Source organism: Microlunatus aurantiacus, from assembly GCF_039536605.1.
Lineage (GTDB): Bacteria > Actinomycetota > Actinomycetes > Propionibacteriales > Propionibacteriaceae > Microlunatus > Microlunatus aurantiacus.
Genome location: NZ_BAAAYX010000003.1, coordinates 152,106 through 169,400, shown reverse-complemented (window position 1 = coordinate 169,400; position 17,295 = coordinate 152,106). Strand labels below are relative to the sequence as shown.

General features: G+C 70.7%; 16 protein-coding genes. 6 read left to right on the top strand and 10 right to left on the bottom strand.

Annotated features, from left to right (window positions below; all coding sequences use genetic code 11):
• Positions 1–9: 9 nt before the first annotated feature.
• Together ABD714_RS06310 and ABD714_RS06305 are read right to left on the bottom strand one after the other, a co-directional pair.
• Positions 10–1,221 carry an MFS transporter gene (locus tag ABD714_RS06310; protein ID WP_344811453.1) on the bottom strand — a complete coding sequence of 404 codons (1,212 nt, stop codon included), beginning with the start codon at positions 1,219–1,221 and terminating at the stop codon, positions 10–12.
• A 119-nt stretch (positions 1,222–1,340) separates the two neighbouring features.
• Positions 1,341–1,622 carry a hypothetical protein gene (locus tag ABD714_RS06305; protein WP_344811452.1) on the bottom strand — a complete coding sequence of 94 codons (282 nt, stop codon included), beginning with the start codon at positions 1,620–1,622 and terminating at the stop codon, positions 1,341–1,343.
• Between the two features lie 76 nt (positions 1,623–1,698).
• Between ABD714_RS06305 and ABD714_RS06300 the strand changes: the two genes are divergently transcribed.
• Positions 1,699–2,169, top strand: a complete 471-nt coding sequence (locus ABD714_RS06300) for a MarR family winged helix-turn-helix transcriptional regulator (RefSeq protein WP_344811451.1) — start codon at positions 1,699–1,701, stop codon at positions 2,167–2,169.
• Positions 2,166–2,837, top strand: a complete 672-nt coding sequence (locus ABD714_RS06295) for a hypothetical protein (protein ID WP_344811450.1) — start codon at positions 2,166–2,168, stop codon at positions 2,835–2,837. The genes ABD714_RS06300 and ABD714_RS06295 overlap by 4 nt, the downstream gene beginning before the upstream one ends.
• Positions 2,838–2,858: 21 nt before the next feature.
• Here the strand turns inward: ABD714_RS06295 and ABD714_RS06290 are convergent, their stop codons facing one another.
• Entirely contained in the window at positions 2,859–3,881 is a 1,023-nt protein-coding gene (locus ABD714_RS06290; RefSeq protein WP_344811449.1) for an alpha/beta hydrolase, read from the bottom strand.
• 74 nt (positions 3,882–3,955) lie between these two features.
• On the opposite strand from ABD714_RS06290, the gene ABD714_RS06285 reads away from it, so the two are divergent.
• Both ABD714_RS06285 and ABD714_RS06280 read left to right on the top strand, forming a co-directional pair.
• On the top strand, positions 3,956–4,702 hold the full coding sequence (locus ABD714_RS06285) for an SDR family NAD(P)-dependent oxidoreductase (RefSeq protein WP_344811448.1): 747 nt from the start codon (positions 3,956–3,958) through the stop codon (positions 4,700–4,702).
• A 120-nt stretch (positions 4,703–4,822) separates the two neighbouring features.
• Positions 4,823–5,644, top strand: coding sequence for an aldo/keto reductase (locus ABD714_RS06280; RefSeq protein WP_344811447.1), 822 nt, complete (start codon positions 4,823–4,825; stop codon positions 5,642–5,644).
• 58 nt (positions 5,645–5,702) lie between these two features.
• On the opposite strand, the gene ABD714_RS06275 is transcribed toward ABD714_RS06280, so the two are convergent.
• From ABD714_RS06275 to ABD714_RS06260, 4 genes are all read right to left on the bottom strand, one after another.
• Positions 5,703–7,004: a glycoside hydrolase family 125 protein gene (locus tag ABD714_RS06275; RefSeq protein ID WP_344811446.1), complete on the bottom strand. Its 1,302-nt coding sequence runs from the start codon at positions 7,002–7,004 to the stop codon at positions 5,703–5,705.
• A gap of 21 nt (positions 7,005–7,025) precedes the next feature.
• The gene (locus tag ABD714_RS06270; RefSeq protein WP_344811445.1) at positions 7,026–7,418 is read right to left on the bottom strand and encodes a RidA family protein; all 393 of its coding nucleotides are present in this window, start codon (positions 7,416–7,418) and stop codon (positions 7,026–7,028) included.
• Positions 7,419–7,491: 73 nt separating this feature from the next.
• Positions 7,492–8,769 (bottom strand): MFS transporter, encoded by a 1,278-nt coding sequence (locus ABD714_RS06265; RefSeq protein ID WP_344811444.1) that lies wholly within the window; start codon positions 8,767–8,769, stop codon positions 7,492–7,494.
• A gap of 98 nt (positions 8,770–8,867) precedes the next feature.
• A complete protein-coding gene (locus ABD714_RS06260) occupies positions 8,868–9,422 on the bottom strand; it encodes a TetR/AcrR family transcriptional regulator (RefSeq protein ID WP_344811443.1) in 555 nt (184 codons plus the stop codon).
• Between the two features lie 133 nt (positions 9,423–9,555).
• Between ABD714_RS06260 and ABD714_RS06255 the strand changes: the two genes are divergently transcribed.
• Positions 9,556–11,094: an APC family permease gene (locus tag ABD714_RS06255; protein ID WP_344811442.1), complete on the top strand. Its 1,539-nt coding sequence runs from the start codon at positions 9,556–9,558 to the stop codon at positions 11,092–11,094.
• 91 nt (positions 11,095–11,185) lie between these two features.
• Positions 11,186–12,814: an AMP-binding protein gene (locus ABD714_RS06250; protein WP_344811441.1), complete on the top strand. Its 1,629-nt coding sequence runs from the start codon at positions 11,186–11,188 to the stop codon at positions 12,812–12,814.
• A 66-nt stretch (positions 12,815–12,880) separates the two neighbouring features.
• Here ABD714_RS06250 and ABD714_RS06245 read toward each other — a convergent pair whose 3' ends face one another.
• The 3 genes from ABD714_RS06245 to ABD714_RS06235 form a co-directional block, all read right to left on the bottom strand.
• Positions 12,881–13,561, bottom strand: coding sequence for a hypothetical protein (locus tag ABD714_RS06245; RefSeq protein WP_344811440.1), 681 nt, complete (start codon positions 13,559–13,561; stop codon positions 12,881–12,883).
• Positions 13,562–13,707: 146 nt separating this feature from the next.
• Complete coding sequence (locus tag ABD714_RS06240; protein ID WP_344811439.1) at positions 13,708–15,642, bottom strand: aspartate ammonia-lyase; 1,935 nt, start codon at positions 15,640–15,642, stop codon at positions 13,708–13,710.
• 106 nt (positions 15,643–15,748) lie between these two features.
• Positions 15,749–17,263 carry an anaerobic C4-dicarboxylate transporter family protein gene (locus ABD714_RS06235; RefSeq protein WP_344811438.1) on the bottom strand — a complete coding sequence of 505 codons (1,515 nt, stop codon included), beginning with the start codon at positions 17,261–17,263 and terminating at the stop codon, positions 15,749–15,751.
• Positions 17,264–17,295 lie beyond the last annotated feature (32 nt).

Sequence of the window (17,295 nt, the reverse complement as noted above, 5' to 3'; positions counted from 1 at the left end):
GCTCGGTCCTCAGAACGGTGCCCCGTGACTCGGGCGCAGCATCGGGCGCAGCCGCGGGTGCCGGGTGATCACCAGCCCGCAGATGCCCGAGGCGGTGACGCAGGCCGTCAGGAACCACAACAAGCCGGCGGCGTCCCGGGCCACCAGCGTCGGGGTGACGACGGCGAACGCCGCCGCGGCGCCGCGGGCGACGCCGTAGGTGACCCCCAGAGCGGTCGCCCGCGCGGCCGCGGGGAACAGGAGCTGACTCCACACCTTGTAGGCCGCCTCACCGGCGAAGACGTTCGACAGGCTGTAGAGCACCGTGAGCGCGACCATCCCGCCGACCATCGCCGCTCCCGTCAGCGCCCCCGCGGCGAACGCGCTGATCTGCAGGGTCAGGGCGACCACGAACAGCCGGTCCCGCCACACCGTGTCGGCCAGGCGGACGAAGAGCACCGACATCGCCAGCGCCGGCGGGAAGGTGACGAGCACGAGCCCGGTGGCCTGGCTCTGGGTCAACCCGGTCACGGTGACCAGGAGGTAGGTGCCGTAGGCGCCGAGCGTGCTGGCGGCGACGTTCCAGAACAGCAGGAACAGCCCGGTCGTCGCCAGCGGGAGCGCCATCCCGCCGCCCAGCAGGATCCGGGGCGTCACCGTCAGCCGCGCGCTGGGTGGGTCCTGGTCGGTGGACCGGGATCGGGCGGTCAGCACGAGTCGCAGGACCAGGGTCGCTCCGGCCAGCACGACGAGGTGGGCGACGAGCACCTGGGTGCCGAGGAAGCCGAGACCGGAGACGCCGAAGCCGAGAGCGAAGGTGGCGAGGATGGCCGTGATCCACAGCACCTGGGTCAGCCCGATCAACCGGCCCCGGGCCCAGCTCGGAGCGCGGTCGGAGATGACGGCCAACGCGGTCGGCATGTCGGCGCCGGCCGCGAGACCGACCACCACGACACCGGTGATCAACGTGGTCGACCCGGCCGCGGTCAGGATCACCACGGTCCCGAGCGCGAAGACGACCAGGTCGGCGGTCAGCATCCGGGCCCGGCCGAGGCGGTCGCCCAGCCAGCCGCCGACCAGGGCTCCGACGGCGATGGCTCCGGCCAGGCCGGCGCTGAGCAGACCGACCTGCCAGAGGCTCAGGGCGAAGTGGGTCGTCCAGATCGGCAGGGCGATGAGACCGAGATCACCGTGGCCGCGTCGAGGTAGAAGGCCAGCCCGGCCGCTGTGGCCATCCGCCACAGGGCCGCCGGCACCCGCGGTGGTCGGGGGCGGGGCGTCCGGGACACAGCCCGGATCCTAGTGTCCGGGGCGGGTGCCGCTCGCGGCCTGCTCACGGCAGCCCGGGCGGCACCGGGTCCTCATGCCTCCGGCTGGTCGTCGAACTCGAGGTCGTCCACGTCGCCGAACGGGGCCGGGTACTCCAGGTGGTCGAGATGGGCGACGTCGAAGACGGCCATGGCCTGCACCACGCGCGCGTACGCGTCATCGGTGGTCGCGTCGTCGTCGGGACGGCGCACGGCGGCCGCCACCACCAGGTAGTCCTGCCAGGCCTCGACCAGGGCGGCGCCGACCCGCAGGAGCTGGGCCGCGCTCTCCGCGCTGTGGGCCGGTGGAGGCTGGTCGTCGTCGAGTGAGGTCACGTCGCGAGCGTAACCGTGCACGGCACGCGCACCGGCACATAGAGGAATCTTGTACATAGTGAAGTATGCTCACGATATGTCGTCCGCCGTCAGCATCTTCGACCGGTTGCTCGAGATCACGCTGCTGCTCCAGCACGACCTGGCGCAGTCGTTCGCCGGCACCGCGCTCACTCCAGCCCGGACGCATCTGCTCTGGGCGGTGCACCATCGAGGCCCGAGCACCCAGCAGTCCCTGGCCCGCGCCCTCGATGTCAGCCCCCGCAACATCACCGGTCTGGTCGACGCCCTGGTCGACGCCGGCTACGTCGAGCGTCGACCGCATCCGAGCGACCGGCGCGCCACGCTGGTCACGCTGACCGACCTCGGCGCCGCCACGATGGCGCAGATGGAGCGGGAGCGGAACCAGGCGGCCGAGGCTCTCGTCGCCGGGTGGTCCCAGAGCGAGGTGAGGGCGGTCGACCGTCAGCTGGCCCGGCTCACCGAGCGGTTGCACACCATGATCGACACGGGGGCGTCCGGGCCTCCCGGGTCGTCGGGGGCGACGTGACCGCGACCGCAGCGGGTCCGGCGACCGATGACCGGGGTCGGACGAGACCGCGCCGGCGGTGGTGGCAGGTGGTGCTCGCCCTTGCACGCCGCGCGTTCTGGCTGGAGATCCGCAGCTACCAGAGCATCTACCGCTGGCTCTTCCGTCGGCCGCGGGTGCCGACGGGGGCCGTGCCGTTCAGCTATCACCAGCCCGTCCTGGCCATCCTGATCGTCCTGCTCGTCGTCTCCGTCGTCGAGCTCGTCGTGGTCGACCTGATCGTCCACCGCTGGGCCTCGGTCCGGATTCCCCTGCTGGTGGTGGGTCTCTGGGGTGTGGTCTGGATGGTCGGTCTGCTCTGCGGCATGATCTGCCGACCGCACGCGGTGGGACCCGAGGGCATCCGCGTCCGCTCCGGGTCCGAGATCGACCTCTCGGTGCCCTGGGACGACGTCCACGCCGTGACACGGCGGAAGCGGGTCCGCAAGGACAAGGAACCCAAGATCACCGACGACGGCGGCATGCGCACCCTCCATCTGCGGATCGGGGAGGAGACCACGATCGAGATCACCCTGGAGCGGCCGATCGAGTTCAGACTGCCGCACGGACGCGAGACGGTCGAGCGGATCGCCTTGTATGTCGAGGATCCGGGCGGGTTCATGGACGAGGTGCGGCGCCACATCGGTTGATCGGCCGGCCGCCCTGCGTCGTCAGCCGATGTGGGGGCGCAGCGCCGCGACCTTGGCCGCGTTGAAGACGATCATGGTCGGGCTGTCGGAGGTCCCGGGCAACCCGTCGGTGCCGTGGTACATGCCGGGCACGACCACCAGCTCGCACTCCACCCCGGCCGCCCGGAGACGTTCGGCGTACGCCACGTCCTCGGCGTGGAACAGATCGAGATCGCCGACGCCGACCCAGGCCGGCGGTAGCCCGGTCAGATCGGCGCGGCGAGCGCCGGCGGCGTACGCCGGAGCATCGTCGGCCACCGGCGGCCGGCCGAGGTAGGAGGTCCAGCCGAACTCGTTGGACGCCGGTCTCCAGATGAACTCACCGGTGCCGCGGTGGTCGGAACGCAGCACCGTCCGGTCGTCGAGCATCGGGTAGACGAGCAGCTGGAAGCACAGGTCGACCTCGGCGCGGTCGTGGGTGAGCTGGGCCAGACAGGCCGCCAGGCCACCGCCGGCGCTGTCACCGCCCACCGCGATGCGGGTCGGGTCGATGCCCAGCTCGGCGGCGCGGTCCTGGACCCAGAGCAGCCCGGAGTAGCAGTCCTCGAGCCCCTCGGGGAAGACGTTCTCCGGGGCGAGCCGGTAGTCGACCGACACCACCAGGACGTTCAGCTCGTCAGCGAACATCGTGCAGTAGCCGTGACTCAGCTCGGGGTTGCCGATGACGAACCCGCCACCGTGGATCCAGTAGAGGACACCGGTGGGTCGGGCCCGGTCGGCGCGCTCGTAGAGGTGCACGCGGACCGGTGGTCGGCCGTCCCGACCCGGCACCGTCCGCACGTCGTGGCGGATCCGGGGCGGGAACGAGAACGGGGGGCTGCCGAGCCGGCGGACGAACCGGGCCGTCGCCGCTGACGTGACCTGCAGGGGGACGAACATCGCCGGCGACCGCAGATCGACGGCCACCGCGGACGCCGCGGCGGTCTTGCGGCGGAGGTGGGGGGCGAGGCGGACGGCACCTGCCACAGCGGCGAGGGCCAGGGCTCCGGTGACGTGGCGGTTCACCTCCCGAACCGTACCCGCGGTCCTCGGCAGCTGGTCGTGAGCTGCCGCCGGTGACGAGGACCTACCCTGACCCGGTGTCCAGCCGCGAGCGCCCAGCCACCCTGATCACCGGCGGCAGTCGGGGGATCGGGGCCGCCATCGCCAGACGGCTGGCTCGAGAGGGCCATGATCTTGCGCTCACCTACCGCGAGCGACGGGCGGACGCCGAGGCGGTGGCGGTGGAGTGCCGTGGGCTGGGCGCGCAGGTCGTCCTGCTGGAAGCCGACCTCGCCGATCTCGACCGGGCGGCGCAGATCGTGGCGGAGGCGGTCGTCGGGCTCGGCCGGTTGACCGGGCTGGTCAACAACGCCGGCATCACCGGTCGCATCGGACCGTTCCTGGAGACGACCACGGCCGAGTACGAGCTGGTCTTCCGGGTCAACGTCCTGGCTCCGCTGGTGATCACCCGCACTGCCGTCGCCGAGCTGCGGACCCGCGGCGGCGGGTCGATCGTGAACATCTCCTCCGGCGCGGCCAGCACCGGGGCGCCGCACACCTACATCCCGTACGCGATGAGCAAGGCCGCGTTGAACCTGCTCACCGTCGGTGCCGCCAAGGAGTTCGCGAGCCAGGGCGTCCGCATCAACACGGTCTCGCCCGGCACCACCTACACCGAGATCCATGCCGCCGCCGGTCGCCCGAACGCTCCGGCGGAACGCGCACCCGGTCTGCCGATGGGCCGGGCGGCCCAGCCGGAGGAGATCGTCGGAGCTGTGGCCTACCTGCTGTCCGACGACGCCTCCTACACCAGCGGGGCCGAGATCAAGATCACCGGAGGCTGAGCCCCGCCACGTCCGGTGCGCCCGGTGATCGCGCCCGACCTCGATCCCGGGAAGAGTCGCGGCGGCGGGCCCGCTGCACCCGGTCAGCCGCCGCCACTACCACCCGGGTAGCGTCCAGGTGTGTCCATCCTCACCGAGACCTTCACCCTCTCCTCCGGCCACCGGATCCCGAAGATCGGGTTCGGGACCTGGCAGATCCCGGAGGGAACGGAGGCGTACGACGCGGTGACCGAGGCCCTCAGGGTCGGCTACCGCCACATCGACTCGGCCCTGGCCTACGGCAACGAGAAGAGCGTGGGTCGGGCCATCCGTGACTCCGGGGTGCCCCGCGACGAGGTCTACATCACGACCAAGCTCCCGGCCGAGATCAAGGACGCCGCGGGCGCGCGAGAGGCCTTCGAGACGTCGTCGAGCAACCTCGATCTGGGGCCCGTCGACCTCTGGCTGATCCATGCCCCGTGGCCGTGGCAGGACATGGGTTCAGACCACCGGGCGGGCAACATCGAGGTCTGGAAGGTCTTCGAGGAGATGCACGCCGCGGGGCGGGTGCGCTCGGTCGGTGTGTCCAACTTCGACGTCGACGATCTCGAGTCGTTGGCTTCGGGCACCGAGCTCACGCCGCACGCGAACCAGATCCGTTGGTTCATCGGCAACACCCAGCCGGAGACGACCGCCTACTGCCACGCACACGACATCCTCGTCGAGGGCTACTCACCCCTCGCCACCGGCAAGCTGCTCGACGACGACCGGCTGGCCGACATCGCCGAGAAGTACGGCAAGAGCGTGGCTCAGCTGTCGATCCGCTACCTGCTGGAGAAGGACGTGCTGCCGTTGCCCAAATCGGTCACCCCGCAGCGGATCGCGGCCAACGCGCAGCTCGACTTCGCCCTCCACGCCGACGACGTGGCCGCCCTCGACGAGCTGTCGAACTCCGTCGACTGACCGGACCCTCCAGCTCGACCGAGGCGCTCGGACCGACAGCACCCGGTCCGGCTGGGGCTCAGGTGGCCGGGACCAGGCTCAACGCCAGGGCGCAGAACATGGAGTCGGCCCAGCTGAACCACGGCCGGGTGAAGGCGTTGTCGTCGTCCACGTCGAAGCCCTCGTGGACGTGTCCCGTGCCCGCGGTGGTGGTGGCGATCAGCTGGAGCAGCTCCAGGGCGCGCTCCGGTGACTCCGACGTGAGTCCCTCGACGGCGAGCGCGATCGGCCACACGTACCGTTCCGGGGTGTGTGGGCTGCCGACGCCGGCGGCCACCCGACCGCTGTAGAAGTACTGGTTGTCCTCGGACAGGACGAACGCGCGGGTGCGGCGGTAGCGCGGATCGTCGACCGCGATCCCTGCCACCAGGGGCAGGGACAGCAGCCCCGGCATGTTGGCGTCGTCCATCAGGAGCTGGTGGCCGAGCCCGTCGACCTCGTACGCCCAGATCTCTCCGTGCCGGCCGTGCTGGACGAGGCCGTACGCGGCGATCCCGGCCGCGAGCCGATCCGCGAGTGAGGCGGCGTCGGTCACCAGCCCCGGATCGTCGCCGGCCGCGGGCACCAGCTCGGCCAGCAGCCGCAGGCAGTGGACGGCCATCAGGTTGCCGGGCACGTGGTAGCCGTAGGTGCAGGCGTCGTCGCTGGGGCGGAAGCCGGCCCAGGTCATCCCGGTGGGTCCGACCGGCGTGCCCCGGCCGTCGCGGGTCAACGTGTCGATGGCCACCGTGTCGGGCCGGACGAACCGGTAGTCCGACCGCTCCTCGTGCGCCGTCTCCCGGTCCAGCGTCGCCACCGCCGCGCGGGCGGCCGCCAGGAACGTGGCGTCCAGGTGGTCGCTCCGCCCGGTCGCCGCCCAGACCTGGTGGGCCAGCAGGAAGGGGAAGCAGAGGGAGTCGATCTCGTACTTGCGCTCCCACAGCCACGGGTCGTCGGACAGGTCCCTCGGCTCGTGACACCGGCCGTTGGCCTCGATGTTGAAGGCGTTGGCGTACGGGTCGTGACGTAGGTAGGCCAGCTGGCGACGGACGATGCCGACCAGCACGTCGGCCAGCGGGCCGTCGGGGGAGTCGCCGGCGATCCGCAGGTACGGCAGCATCTGGGTGGCCGAGTCGCGCAGCCACATCGCCGGGATGTCGCCGGTGATCACGAAGACGGTGTCGTCGTCGAGCACGTGCAGGGTGCGCGCCAGCGTCCTGGTCATGGCGTCGGCGAACAGCCGGGCGGGGCCGTCCCCGGTCACGGCGGCCACCCGTGCACGCCACAGCTCGAGAACCTCGGGTGGCAGCAGGACGGCGGCGTCGGGGCGCGTGGTGGTCACCCGCCGATCGTGCCAGACGCGTCAGCCGGCGGCGATCGCCTCGATCTCCACCAGCTGCTCGGGTGAGGACAGGAACGGCACGACCAGGGCGGTGATGGCCGACTGCGGTTGCGGCATCAGCTCGGCGGCCACCGGCATGAAGCCCTCGAAGTCGGCCGGGTCGGTGAGGTAGATGGTGAGCTTGACGATGGCGTCCAGACCGAGCTCTGACTCCGCCAGGATCGCGGTGATCCGGGCGATGACCTCCCGCGCCTGGGCCTCGATGCCGGCCAGCCAGTGACCGTCGGCGTCGGTGCCGACCTGGCCGGAGACGAAGACGAGCCGCTGGGCGCCGGTCACCTCCAGCCCTTGGGCGTAAGGGACCGGCGGGACACCCGCTGGCTGGAGGACGCGCTTGCTCAGGGTGCTGGTCATAGCGGGCCTTTCGTCGTGGATCGTCGGAGGGCCACAGCCTGACAGGCGCCTCCGACAGTCCACCGGAACCGGGTCAGTGGGTGATCGGGACCCGTTCCGGCTGCACCCGTGCCGGCTGCGTCGGGGTCGGGCCGGAGCTCGCCCGCGACGGGACCGCCAGGGGGCGGGCCGCCGGGGCGATCAGGCCGGCGAGGACCACCAACGCCAGCACGGCGACGAACGAGTGCAGCAGACCGACCTGCTCGCCGAGCATGGCCAGCGCCGGCGGACCGAAGAGGAACGCGGCGTAGCCGACGGTGGCCGCCGCGCTGACCCGGGCCGACGCGGTGCGGGCGTCGTCCGCCGCGGCGGACATGCCGACCGGCAGCCCGAGCGAGGTGCCGAGCCCCCACAACGCGATGCCGACGGCCGCGGTGACCGCGCTGGGACCGAAGATCGTGATGATCAGACCGACGGCGGCGACCAGGGCCGAGGCGCGCAGCGTGGTGACCCGGCCGAAGCGGTCGATCAGCAGCACGCCGAACAGGCGGCCGACGGTCATGGTGACCACGAAGATCCCGAACAGCGCCGCACCGACGGTCTCGCTGACGCCGTACCCATCCACGGTGGCCAAGGGCAACCAGTCCTCGGCAGCACCCTCGGCGAAGCCCATGCCGAGCACCATCAGACCGATCAGCAGGGTCCGCGGGTCCTTCCAGACGGCCAGCCGCTCGGCGGTGGTGAGCTTCGGCTGGGTGGCGCTGGACCGGCCGACACCCTCGGGGATCAACCGGACCGCCGGGACGACGGCCAGCACCAGGATCACCGCGGCGACGCCCAGGTGGACGCTCACCGGGATCCCCAGGAACGTGGCCAGCACACCGAGGGCGGCGCCGGTGAGGGTGCCGATGCTGTACATGGCGTGGAAGATCGGCATCACGGTCCGGCCGAGTCCCCGCTCGTTGGCCGCGCCGGCGACGTTCATCGAGACGTCGCAGGTGCCGAAGCCCAGACCGAACACGATCAGGCCCGCGAACACGACCGGAGAGGAGGCGACCGCGGCCCCGGCGGCGACCACGACCAGACCGACCGCCGCGGTCAGCAACGCGATCCTGATCACCGGACGGGCGCCGAAGCGACCGATCAGGGCGCCGGCCGAGACGAGGCCGAAGATGGCGCCGCCGGCGATGGCGAAGATGAGCCAGCCCATGTGCCCGGTGGAGGCGCCGAGCCCGTCCCGCACGGCCGGCGTGCGGGACACCCAGGCGGCCAGCGCAAAACCGCAGGCGGCGAAGACGACGAACATGGCGTTCCGCCAGGAGCGGGCGGAGACGTCGACGGACTCGGTGCGCGTGATGCGCAGCGTGGACATGATGGAGACCTCAGACCTCGTGGGGAGCAGTCACGGCGACTGCATCTGTACGATCGTACAAGTGTGTGTACGTATGTACAACTCCGCCTCGACGGCGGTCATTCCGCAGCCGATATCCCACTCAGCAGCTCCAGCGCCCGGCGGATCTCCGGGCCGTCGGCGGCGTCGTGCGCGAGCCCGCGGTAGGTGAACAGACCCTCGACGTGGGTGTCGATCATGCGCGCCGTGACCGCGTCGAAGAAGGGTGCGAGCGCCTGCTGGCTGCGCGCGAACCAGGCCTCGACGAGAGCGGCCACCGCCGGCTGTCGGATCGCCAGCGCGTAGAACTCGTAGCTGAGCGCCAGCTCACGGGGGTCGTCGTCGCCGAGCAGGAAGTCGGTGATGGCCGTGATCGCCTCCGCCGGCGTCCGGGCCGGAGCGAGCCGCGCCTCGAACCGCTCCGAGATGAGGTCAGCGAACCGGCCGAAGGCGGCCTGGAGCAGGTCGGCCAGGTCGGCGAAGTAGTAGGTCGTCGACCCGAGCGGCACACCCGCTGCGGCGGCCACCCGGCGGTGGGTGGTGCCGGCGACGCCGTGCTCGGCGATCACGTCGAGCGTGGTGTCGATCAGCAGATCGCGACGGGAGCGGGCCCCGCGGGGCGCGGCGGCGGACATGGCCCAACGGTAGGGCACCGAGGCCGCCGCGTGACCCCGGTCGTATTCCTGCGGAAAGCGACAAGATCTTCGCCGGTCGGGCGCGCCGACCGCATCATTGACGGCAGGTCCCGTGACTCCTAGGTTCCGCCGTATGACAACTGACACCGCGACGGGGGCGGGTGGCAAGGGGCTCGCAGTCGGGACCCTCGGTCTCGCCGGTTCCGTCGTCATCGGGCTCGCGTCCACCGCGCCGGTCTACTCGCTCGTGGCGACCCTCGGGTTCGTCGTGATGGCGGTGGGGGCACAGGCACCGATCGCGTTCATCGTCGCGTTCCTTCCGATGCTGTTCATCGCCGCCGCCTACCAGGAGCTGAACCGCCAGATCCCCGACTGCGGCACCACCTTCACCTGGGCGACCAAGGCCTTCGGGCCGCGGGTGGGCTGGATGGGTGGCTGGGGGGTCGCCGTGGCCGGCATCGTGGTGCTCGCCAACCTGGCGCAGATCGGCGGCATCTACCTGTGGCTGATGCTCGGTCAGGACGCCCTGGCCGAGAACACCGCAGTGGTCACCGCCACCGGGGTGGTGTTCATCGCCTTGATGTGCTGGGTCAGCTACCGCGGGCTGGAGATCGGCGAGCGACTGCAGAACATCCTGCTGGGCGTGCAGTACCTGGCCCTCGCCCTGTTCGTCATCTTCGTCATCTACCGGATCGCGACCGGCGAGGCGCCGGCCACCGAGCACTTCTCCTGGCAGTGGTTCAACCCGTTCGCCTTCGCCGACTACTCCGGCTTCATCGAGGCGGTCCTGCTGGCCCTGTTCATCTACTGGGGCTGGGACACCTGCCTCGCGCTGAACGAGGAGACCAAGGACCCCCAGCGCATCCCCGGACGGGCCGCGATCATCTCGACCGCCATCTTGTTGATCACCTACGTCGGCGTCACCGTCGCGGCGATGGCGTACGCCGGAGTCGGCACCGACGGGCTCGGACTCGGCAACGAAGCCAACGCCGACGACGTGTTCCTGGCTCTCAAGGACGACGTGATGGGACCACTGGCCATCGTGCTGGTGATCGCGGTGCTGGTGTCGGCGGTCTCCTCGACCCAGACCACCATCCTGCCGACGGCTCGCGGCACGCTGGCGATGGCCACGTACAAGGCCCTGCCGCGACGCTTCCAGACCGTCCACCCACGCTTCCGGACCCCGTCCTTCTCGACCCTGATGATGGGCGTCGTGGCCTGCGTCTACTACGTGGGCATGACCGTGATCAGCGACAACATCCTGCAGGACTCGATCCTCTCGCTCGGCCTGGCGATCGCCTTCTACTACGGCATCACCGGCTTCGCCTGCGTCTGGTACTTCCGCAAGGAGCTGACGACCTCGCCCAGGAACCTGTTCCTGAAGGGCATCCTGCCGTTGCTCGGGGCCCTGATGCTGACGTACGCGTTCGTGCAGTCGGCGATCGACATGTGGCAGCCGGACTACGGCTACACCGAGCTGCTCGGCATCGGCGGCACCTTCGTGATGGGCATCGGCTCGCTGGTGGTCGGAGCGGTGCTGATGGTCGTGTGGTCGTTCTTCGCCGACGCCAGGCCGTTCTTCGCCGGGGAGAGCCTCAACCGCGAGACACCGGTGCTGGTCCCGGAGGAGCCGGAGACCTACCAGCGCAGCATCGACGGCGGTCTGATGTGACGATCATGGTCACTCTGACCGCCCGACAGCCTGATCGCCGGGAGGTCCGACGCTGACGTCCACACCCGCGTACGCCGACGGCACCTCGGCCGTGCCGTTGATCGGTCAGACCCTCGGCGCGCACCTCGCGGCCACGGCTGCCCGGGTCGGGCCCGACCACGAAGCCGTGGTGGAGTGCGTGACCGGACGCCGTCTCACCTACGCGGCGCTGCTGGCGGAGGTCGACGCCTGCGCGCTCGGACTCCACGCCCGCGGCGTCGGACCGGGCGACCGGGTGGGGCTGTGGGCCCCCAACCGCGCCGAGTGGGTGATCCTGCTCTACGCCGCCGCGCGGCTGGGAGCGATCATGGTCAACCTCAACCCCGCCCTCGACGCCGACGACCTGGCCGTGGCGCTGCGGCGGAGCGGGGTGGTGCTGCTGGTCGCCGCCCCGGGTCCCCGGACCGGTGATCATGGTGAGCTGATCGCCGGGATCTGCGCCCGCTGCCCGGCCCTGCGGGACGTGGTCCTGCTCGACGTCACCGGCCTCGACCACCCCGGCTGGGACGAGCTGCTGGCCGCCGGGAGGCTCGGCGACCCCGGTCTGCTGGCCGAGCGGGAGCGCCGGTCGTCGGCGGACGACCCGGTCAACCTGCAGCACACCTCGGCCAGCAGCACCAGGTCGTCCCGGGCGGCCACGCTGTCCCACCACAACCTGGTGAACAACGGCTTCTTCGTGGGCGTGGGGTGCGGCTACACGGAGCGGGACCGGGTCTGCGTACCGGTGCCCTTCTTCCACTGCTTCGGCCTGGGCATGGGGGTCCTGGCCACGCTGGCCCACGGTGCCACCGTGATCATCCCGGCGCCGGACTTCGACCCGGCGCGGACGCTGCAGGCGGTCCAGGACGAAGGGTGCACGAGTCTCTACGGGGTGCCGGCCATGTTCGCCGCCGAGCTGGCCCTGCCGAGCTCCGCCTACGACCTCGGCAGCCTGCGGACCGGCATCATGGCCGGTTCCTCCTGCCCGGTCGAGCTGATGGAGCGGGTGGTGGCCGAGCTCGGGATGTCCGAGGTGACCGTCTGCCACGGCATGACCGAGACCTCCCCGGTGATCACCCAGACCCGCCGGGACGACGACCTCCGACGTCGGACGTCCACCGTGGGCCGGGTCCAGCCGCACCTGGAGATCAAGATCATCGAACCGGCGACGGGGGCCACCGTGGGTCGCGACGAGCCGGGGGAGCTCTGCGTCCGCGGCTATGCCGTGATGCTCGGCTACTGGGACGCGCCGGGCGACACCGCCGCGGTCATCGACGGCGCCCGTTGGCTGCACACCGGCGATCTGGCGGTGATGGACGCCGACGACTTGGTGACCGTGGTCGGGCGGACCGACGCCTGGATCGTCCGGGGCGGCGAGCCCGTCGACCCGCGACGGGTCGAGGAGCTGCTGGCCGGTCACCCGGATGTGGTCGACGTCCGGGTGATCGGCGTCCCGGACGAGCGCTTCGGCGAGGAGCTGATGGCCTGGCTCCGGCTGCGTCCCGGTGCACCGGGTCTGACCGCTGAGAGCCTGCGGGCGTACGGCGACGGCACGATCCCGCCCCGGCTGATCCCGCGCTACGTCAAGGTCGTCGACGAGTTCCCCCAACCGGTCAGCGGGCACCTGCTGGGCGTGGAGCTGCGCACCCTGGCCATCGCCGAGCTGGGGCTGCAGCGGGCCGCCGGCCTCGAGCACCACTGAGCTGTCGTACGGTGACGCGCTGGGTCGACCTCCGGTCGGGCCGGTCGCTCGGGCCGCCACGGGGCTTCACACCCGGGTCGGGGTCCACAGGCCGTCCTCGGTGGCATGCCATTCCATGTGCGCGGTGCTGGCGGCGGGGGACACCACGCGAAACGCCCCGCCGTCGTCGTCGACGACCACGAGCTTCTCTCGTCCGGCGTCCCGCACCACGACCGCCAGCTTGAACGTGCAGCTCGACACCCTGGTCTTCGCCCTGACGGTGAAGTGCTCCAGCTCGGACTGAGACACCTGCAAGGGAAAGCGGAACGGCTCTCCGGCGGGATCCGGCTCGGCCGTGAAGCTGCCCGAGTCGAGGTCGATGATCGTTCGGCGCTCGGGGACGGCGCCACCCACCGATGCCGTGATCTCGGTCCAGGCGGGAGCCGCCACGCAGTCGACCTCGATAGCACGAAGGCCCTCGATCAGCACGGGACGATCCCGGTTGCCCCAGATCGTCAGCTCGACCTGGACCTCGCTGGCGGGGCCGCCGCCCTTGTTGATCGCCCACCTGGTCAACGCCTCGGCTTGCACCGAGGAACCCGTGAGGGCGTCGGGGTGCTGGGGCACGACGACGTTCCACGGCTCGGCGAGCGGCCCGGAGGAGTCGACGCTGATGACCGGAGTCGCCGCCGTCGCCAGGCCGTCGGCGAGCCGCCCGAACAGCCAGCCCCCTGCCTGCGTGGCCAGGAACGTGAGCACGACGCTCACGCCGGCCGTCGTGAGGATCAGCCGCCGGCGCGGAGACCCGCCCCCGAGCGGCGCAGGCCGGGTGCTTCCTGTCCCACGCCGCTCAGCCATGCCTCAGTGTGGCGCACTCCGCCACGTCGGGACGGCCGTACGCCAGTCTGCGTCTCTCAGGCCTGGGTCGACGGCTGGAGAGGGCTGGTCATCCGGATCGGGTCGAGCATCTGGTCGAGCTGTTCCTTGGTGAGCCAGCCCTTGTCGACGACGAGGTCGTAGACGCTTCCCCCGGTGGCGAGTGCTTCCTTGGCCACCTGGGAGGAGCGCTCGTAGCCGAGAGTCGGGTTGAGGGCCGTGACCAGACCGATGGACCGTTGGACGTAACCGAGGCAGACCTCCCGGTTGGCGGTGATGCCCTTGACGCACCTGTTCGTCAGCACGAGGGTCGCGTTGGTGAGGATGGTCAGACCCTGCAGCAGGTCGTAGGCGATGATCGGCTCGGCCATGTTGAGCTCGAGCTCGCTCGCCTCGGCGGCCATGCCGACCGTGGTGTCGAAGCCGATGATCTGGTAGCAGCTCTGGTTGACCATCTCCGGCACGACCGGATTGACCTTGCCCGGCATGATCGAGGATCCGGGTTGCATGGGCGGCAGGTTGATCTCTCCGAGACCCGCCCGTGGGCCGCTGGAGAGCCAGCGGAGGTCGTTGCAGATCTTCGAGATCTGGATCGCGGCGCGCTTCATGGCCCCGGACAGGTAGGCGAAGGCGCCGGAGTCCTGGGTCGACTCGACGAGGTCGCCGGCCAGGGACAGCGGCAGGCCGGAGATGGAGGCCAGACGCTCGGTGACGAGGGTTGCGTAGCCGGCCGGGCTGTTCAGGCCGGTGCCGATCGCGGTCGCGCCCATGTTGATCTCGTGCATCTCGAGCGTGGCGTGGGCGAGGGCACGTCGAGCACCGTTGACCATGCTGGCGTAGGCCCCGAACTCCTGACCGAGGGTCATGGGAACGGCGTCCTGGTTCTCGGTGCGGCCCATCTTCAGGACGTTCCCGAACTCGGCCGACTTGACCCTGAGGGCAGCTGACAGCTCGTCGAGTGCTTGCAGCGACTCGCTGACGGTGAGCAGGACGGCGATCTTGACTGCCGTCGGGTAGGCGTCGTTCGTCGACTGCGAGAGGTTCACGTGGTCGAGCGGGTGGAGGTGGACGTACTCGCCACGACGATGACCGAGCAGCTCGAGGCCGCGGTTGGCGATCACCTCGTTGGCGTTCATGTTGGTCGACGTGCCGGCGCCACCCTGGATCATGTCCACGACGAAGTGCCGGCGCAGCTTGCCGTCCAGGATCTCGTCGCAGGCTGTCGAGATGGCTGCCGCCTTGTCGGCGTCGAGCACCCCGAGCTCGCTGTTCGCCTGGGCCGCCGCCTTCTTCACCATCGCCAGTGCGGCGCACATGTTGCCGAAGTCGTGCAGGCGCTGCCCCGAGATCGGGAAGTTCTCCACCGCCCGCAGCGTCTGCACGCCGTAGTAGGCACTGGCCGGGAGCTCTCGGGCACCCAGGGAGTCGCTCTCCCGCCGGGTGGTTCCGATCGGCTCCATCGACTCGCCGTGCTCGGCGAGGTGGGCGGTCGCCACCCGGAGCCGGTCACGGAGTCGCTGCGCCACACGCTGCATCAGGTCCGACCACACCTCCGGTCGTTCGTGCCGGAGGTGAGCGGTGGCGGCGGCGTCGACGATCAGCAGCTCCACCGGGCCGATCGCCCGGGTGGACAGGCGATGCGGCGTGGCATCGTCCAGCAGCGCACCCTCGAAGAGCATCGCGCCCTCCTCCAGCAGTCCCACCCGGCGCGGGTCGCCGTGGCGGCCGTGCACGAGCTCGAGCTCACCGGTGATCAGCACGGCGAACCACTCACGTGGCGTGCCCTGCTCGGCCACCCAGGATCCGGCGGGGAAGGTCTGGACGCGACCGACCTCGTGCAGGACGTCGAGCAGCGCCTGGTCGGCGTCGTTGACCTCGGGAGCGAGCTCGTTGATGGCCTGGATCTCGCGGACACCGATGACCTCTCGCGTGTCGTTCTCGCCTCGGCGTACGACGTAGGTGGTGTCGTTCATGGTGGTCCCTTCGGAGATGGTCGTGCTGGTGGTCGGTGATGGTCAGGGGTCGCTGGCAGGCTGTCGGGCCGCCAGGCGGTGAGCCTCAGTGGACGAGCTGTGAGCGTCAGAAGAAGAGCTGTGCCATGAGCAGCCCGACGGCGACGGAGCAGGTGGTGGCCACCAGCCCGGGAATCATGAACGAGTGGTTCACCACGAACTTCCCGATCCGCGTCGTGCCGCTCCGGTCGAAGCTGATGGCGGCGATCAGGGTTCCGTAGGTGGGGAGGAAGAAGTAGCCGTTGACCGCAGGCCACATGGCGACCAGCTGGGGTCCGCCGATGCCGAGAGCCAGTCCCAGCGGCAGCAGGGCCCGGGTGGTGGCAGCCTGGCTGAAGAGCAGCACCGAGGCGAGGAAGAGGCCGATGGCAAAGGTCCAGGGCGCCGCGGTCACCATGGTGGTCAGGCCGCCCACCACTGTCTCCTCGTTGGCGTCGATCAGGGTCTGACCGAGCCAGGCCAACCCGAAGATGCCGACCAGGGCCACGAACCCCGAGCGCGCTGTAGCTGCTTTGGGGACGGCTTCGACGTTGACCCGGCAGACCAGCATGATGATCGCCGCCACCGCGAGCATGGTGATCTGGATGGTCAGCGCCATCGACAACGGTGCGTCCACCCCCTTCTCGTCGGCGAACACCGGGCGCAGGGCGTCGAACGCTCCCAGCACCACGATCGACCCGACGCCGACCAGGAAGATGACGGCGCTGACCCGGCCCGACCACGGGCGACCGCCGGCGGTTGCGCTCGCTCCCCGACCGTTCGCGGACGAGGAGTGGGCGGCCGGGACGGCCGCGGCCGGGGACGAGGGGAAGACGACTGCGGGGCCGGTCGTCACCGTCGCCCGCGATACGGTGCTGGAAGCGACCAGACGGTCGGTGGTGACCGCGTCGGTGGCGCCCGTCCGTGTCCGGTGCGACCCCCCCGCCTGAGCGACGGGGATCGGGTCGACGAGTCCGTCGCGGACGCGCTGCTGGAAGACCGGGTCGTCGGCGAGGTCGGTGCCGCGGCGGTAGGACAGCAGGGCGGCGACGACCACGCCCACCAGGGTGGCGGGAACGGCGATGGCCATGATCGTCAGCAGGGTCATCCCCTCCGGCTCGAGGATGACGATGATGGCCGCGGTCGCCGCCGAGACCGGGCTCGCCGTGATGGCCTGCTGCGAGGCGATCGTCGCGACGGCGATCGGCCGCTCGGGCCGGATGCCGTTGTCGTGGGCGACATCGTGGATGACGGGCAGCAGGGGGTAGAAGATGTGTCCGGTGCCGGCCCCGAACGTGAACAGGTAGGCCACCAACGGGGCGACGATCGTGATGTGCTGCGGGAACCGGCGGATCACCCGCTCGGCCACTCCCACCAACCAGTCGATGCCGCCCGCGGCCTCCATCGCCGCGGCGGCGCTGATCACCGCCAGGATGATCAGCATCACGTCGATGGGCGGCTCCGAGGGCTGCTCACGAAAGACCACCGTGAGGACGAGGACGCCGACGCCGCCCCACAGTCCGAGCGCGATGCCACCCTTGCGGGCCCCCAGGGCTATGACGCCCAGGACCACCGCGAGCTCGAGCAGGAACTTCCAGTCCATGAGGTGACTCCTGTGTCAGGATGCTGGGTCGA

Excerpts from the sequence above, each read along its gene's own strand:
- ABD714_RS06300 (WP_344811451.1), top strand. The coding sequence starts at position 1,699 with ATGTCGTCCGCCGTCAGCATCTTCGACCGGTTGCTCGAGATCACGCTG.
- ABD714_RS06270 (WP_344811445.1), bottom strand. The coding sequence starts at position 7,418 with ATGACCAGCACCCTGAGCAAGCGCGTCCTCCAGCCAGCGGGTGTCCCG.
- ABD714_RS06265 (WP_344811444.1), bottom strand. The coding sequence starts at position 8,769 with ATGTCCACGCTGCGCATCACGCGCACCGAGTCCGTCGACGTCTCCGCC.
- ABD714_RS06260 (WP_344811443.1), bottom strand. The coding sequence starts at position 9,422 with ATGTCCGCCGCCGCGCCCCGCGGGGCCCGCTCCCGTCGCGATCTGCTG.
- ABD714_RS06255 (WP_344811442.1), top strand. The coding sequence starts at position 9,556 with ATGACAACTGACACCGCGACGGGGGCGGGTGGCAAGGGGCTCGCAGTC.
- ABD714_RS06240 (WP_344811439.1), bottom strand. The coding sequence starts at position 15,642 with ATGAACGACACCACCTACGTCGTACGCCGAGGCGAGAACGACACGCGA.
- ABD714_RS06235 (WP_344811438.1), bottom strand. The coding sequence starts at position 17,263 with ATGGACTGGAAGTTCCTGCTCGAGCTCGCGGTGGTCCTGGGCGTCATA.